Source organism: Subtercola boreus, assembly GCF_003399635.1.
Lineage (GTDB): Bacteria > Actinomycetota > Actinomycetes > Actinomycetales > Microbacteriaceae > Subtercola > Subtercola boreus_B.
The window spans coordinates 1-3,741 of sequence record NZ_NBXB01000072.1 but is presented as its reverse complement, the minus strand read 5'-3'; the positions used below and the strand labels follow the sequence as shown (position 1 = coordinate 3,741).

Sequence of the window (3,741 nt, the reverse complement as noted above, 5' to 3'; positions counted from 1 at the left end):
CGACGAAACCTCGACCGTGTTCTGTACCCAATACGCACAAAAGGACTGGCACCAACGCCTCGGCTCCGGAGTCCACGCCGACGCGATCATGGACCGCATCGTGCATCACACCATCTGGGTCGAGACCAGCAGCCACAACATGAGAGAACACGCCGCGAAACGCGCCGCCTAACCGCAACGAGAGCCAGCGGCTCCCAACCACACGATTCGCTGGCTCTCATCCGCAATACCGAGGGCTCCGAACAGCAATATTCAGTGGCTCCCAACCACGCAAATACTCAAGAGCCCCTCCACCCTCTCATCACGCCGGATCTGCGCGAACTTTTCCACCCGTAACTCCATCCCGAACCTCCACCCTCAGCAACAAATAACACGTTGCGATAACGGTGGAGGTGGGCCTGGCTTAGATTGCCCCGACACCCCGCAAAACGCCGAGGTGGTCTCCGCTTAGATTGCCCGAGTGGTCCTGGCTAACGCTGCCAGAGACAATCGCCGGCGACCCATCCGCTTGGCAGGTGTCGAGGTACTCGCCGTGCAGCAGCTTCAACGTCACCCCGACCTTCGCCAGCTCCCGATGCACCCGCTCCCAATCCGGCTGCGCGTGAACACTGTCATACTCACCACGGCCGGGGAATAGCCGCGCATACACGTCGACTTCATCGAGCTCGACGATGTCGTTGAAGTCGATCCGCTCCCGGTCGGCGGCCTCGATGACCGCGGCCACGCTCATGCGGGACATGCCCTGCGCTGCGATCTGCCGCCCCGAGAAACCCTCCGCCCGCAGCCGAAGCACCAGCTTCGCTTTGATCTTGCGTACCATCCGAACCACTAAGAACGGTGGCCCTCAACCCGAATATCGAGTGGCCCCCACCGACGCGATTCCAGCAATAGGCACCTGGCCCTCAACCGCAATACCGGTGGCCCTCAGAGAAGCGAATACTCAGGCGGTAGCGGGCGTTGAGCGATTCGAAAGCGTTCGTGGAACAGATCACCGTGCGAATCTCGACTTCATACGCGAGGAGGGTGTGAATTCTTCCCACGGGCGGCGGATCGGGCGTTGCGGCCGGCGATGCGATCGCCTGGTCGGCCGGAGCCGTCGCGTTCGATGCAGTGAAGGTTTTGGCGACGTATTTCGGGGGGATGTCACCGATCACTCTTACCGCGGTCAGTGGTCGCTATTTGACGTTCGAGGAACGCGACGAGGCCGTCCTGCTAGTTGCCTGAGATGATGCCATTTTTTTCACATCGATTTGCTCCCTGGGGGGCCTGAGTGCGGGTCAGGGCGACTGGGTCGCTTGAGGATATTTAGTGCAATTTGATTCGTTTTGGCAGTGTGAATACGAGCGCGACTGCTATCAGGGCGAAGATCGCGCTGACGAGCATTGACACGGTTGCCGCGTCTGTGAAATGTGTCGCGAGGCTGGATTTGGAGATGGATGCCCCGAGTGCTTCCGCCGCTGCAGCTGGGGTGGCGTAGGTCCCACTTTTTAGCGCTTCCGGGAGGGCTTTTGCTACTTTGTCGGCGATTTCGGTTTGTAGCCCTGAGAGGTTGGCGACACCGAATAAGACGCTGGAGACGATGGCGATTCCAATGGCGCTCCCGACGCGCTGCATGGTGCCGATCACGCCGCTAGCGGCGCCGGCTTCGGAGTTGTCTACTGTTGCGACGATGAAGCGGGAATTCGGCGCGATGAAGAAACCGCTTCCTAGACCTGCGATCGCTAGCGGACCAAGTAGCGCCCAGCTGGTGAGATCGGACGGTTGTACTGTGGAGAAAATGATCCAGAGACTGATGAGGCCTACAGATACGAGCGCTGTGCCAAGTACGAGAACATTTCGCCCCAGTTTTTGAGCCACCCGGTCGCTTTGCGATGCCCCGATGATGCTGGCGATAGCGAACGGTACTGAAACAAGGCCCGACTCAAGGGCTGTATGGCCAAGGCCAGCCTGCCAGAGCAACGAAATTGTAAAAAAAATGCTCGTGAACGCTGCGAAGTAGACGAGCGCAAGTATCGTGCCTCCCGTGAATGCTGGGTGCGAGAAAAGGTGAGGAGGAACGAGCGGAGATGATCCGCGACGGGCGAGACGCAATTCCCAAAGGGCAAACAGCACCATGAGGACCCCTCCACCGACGAGAGACAGGAAGGTCCACAACGGCCATCCCTCGTCTTGTCCCTGAATGAGTGGCACAAGGATAGCGACGAGACCACCGGCAAGCAACAAGAGACCGATGATGTCCATCGTTGCCTTCGCCCCAACGGCTACCTTGGGAAGGACCAGGACCGCCGCGATGAGGGCGACGACGCCGATCGGGAGATTGACGAAGAATATGTACCGCCACCCGTTCTCCGCACCTACTGCCTCGATCAAAAGGCCACCGACCACAGGGCCGAGGGCCGAGGACACCCCAAGAACAGCACCCAGGATCGCGAAGGCTTTCCCTCGTTTCATCGGGGGGAACAGCAGTTGGATGAAAGCGGTCACCGGCGGGAAGAAGATTCCCCCACCGATTCCCTGGATGACGCGTGCGACGATCAGTTCCGTTGAATTTTGGGCAAGACCGGCGAACAGGCTGGCGAGTGTGAACACGAGAAGGCCTGTGAAGAAGACCCATTTGTGACCGATCCGATCCCCGATCCGGCCCGCCGGGATTAACACGAGACCAAATGCAAGGGCATACCCAGAAATAATCCACGCCAGCGTCGCCTCGTTCGCGTTGATGCTTGTGCGAATAGTCTGCAACGCGACATTAACGATCGTCGTATCTAGCAGGGACATGAATAGCCCGATCAGCAGAACACTCAACGACCCCCATGCTCGTCTGTTGCTCACCCCGGGCACCGGCGCCCACGACGCAGCGTACCCGGCAGATTTATGTCCGGCTTCACGAGCAGTAACAGCTCTAGCAATTGGGGTGTCAGACATCAGCTCAATTCCTTTCGGGACTTTTCGTCCGCGACGATATCGGGAAGGGCCCCAAGCAGACCCTCATGCCACTCGACTTCGCTTCTCCATCGAGAGATTCGGTGAGACATCGCCCACGACTCGGCGAGGGATAGATGTTCACGGATATCGACGGCGTGTTCTTGAGTTGTCGAGAGGGTATAACTCAGCCGACCAAGACGCTCCCGAACCAGCGCAAACAGATCATCTAGATGGTCGGGGTCTAGCCGCGCCAGCGCCAGGTCAAGCGGATCCGGTCTGATGACGATTTCAGTAAGAGCCTCCTGACGCAGCTTATGCAAAGAAGCATTACCTGCCTCGCTGATCTGATACACCAGCCGTTCAGGATAATTACCATGCTTCTCCGTCCGAAACTCTTCGATCAAACCGTCAGTTGTCAGCCTTTTGATCGCACCGTACACGGCGCTTGAGGTGAAGTCCGTCCACTCATCGATGTGCTCCTCTTCAGCGAGTAATAACAAGCCATGACCATGCATCGGTCCACGCTCAGCAAGCGAACCGAGGATGAACAATCGAATAGATGACATGAAACTAGTCTTGCACGACCTGTCGCGGGTATCTAACGAGACAGTCCCCGCCGAAAACGTTACAGACCCGGCAGAAACCACGTGCCCGCTTCTGCCCGCTAAGTCTGAATCCGGGACTGTCTCGGGACTGTGCTGAATTCGGTGTTTCTGGCCTAACGCGTCGGGCGTGTGCCTGGCGGGGAAGGTGCCGTGATGACGACACTGGATGTTGTGAAGAGAAACAAGCCGGAGCCCTCTGCGGAGGAGCTCG

Annotated in this window: 3 protein-coding genes and 3 pseudogenes; 2 read left to right on the top strand and 4 right to left on the bottom strand. The window is 58.5% G+C overall.

What is annotated here, in order from left to right:
• A partial coding sequence (locus B7R22_RS18385; protein WP_172582573.1) for an ATP-binding protein occupies positions 1 to 172 on the top strand: 172 nt, incomplete at its 5' end.
• A gap of 345 nt (positions 173 to 517) precedes the next feature.
• Here B7R22_RS18385 and B7R22_RS18380 read toward each other — a convergent pair.
• Together B7R22_RS18380 and B7R22_RS20495 are read right to left on the bottom strand one after the other, a co-directional pair.
• Positions 518 to 820 (bottom strand): annotated as a pseudogene (locus B7R22_RS18380) (IS21 family transposase); the annotation flags it as partial.
• Positions 821 to 917: 97 nt separating this feature from the next.
• Positions 918 to 1,039: pseudogene (locus B7R22_RS20495) on the bottom strand (transposase); the annotation flags it as partial.
• A gap of 30 nt (positions 1,040 to 1,069) precedes the next feature.
• On the opposite strand from B7R22_RS20495, the pseudogene B7R22_RS20020 reads away from it, so the two are divergent.
• Positions 1,070 to 1,221: pseudogene (locus tag B7R22_RS20020) on the top strand (IS30 family transposase); the annotation flags it as partial.
• 84 nt (positions 1,222 to 1,305) lie between these two features.
• Here the strand turns inward: B7R22_RS20020 and B7R22_RS18370 are convergent.
• Together B7R22_RS18370 and B7R22_RS18365 are read right to left on the bottom strand one after the other, a co-directional pair.
• Positions 1,306 to 2,925, bottom strand: coding sequence for an MFS transporter (locus tag B7R22_RS18370; RefSeq protein ID WP_116413132.1), 1,620 nt, complete (start codon positions 2,923 to 2,925; stop codon positions 1,306 to 1,308).
• Complete coding sequence (locus B7R22_RS18365) at positions 2,925 to 3,491, bottom strand: PadR family transcriptional regulator (protein ID WP_116413131.1); 567 nt, start codon at positions 3,489 to 3,491, stop codon at positions 2,925 to 2,927. Before B7R22_RS18365 ends, B7R22_RS18370 begins: the two co-directional genes overlap by 1 nt.
• Positions 3,492 to 3,741: the final 250 nt, after the last annotated feature.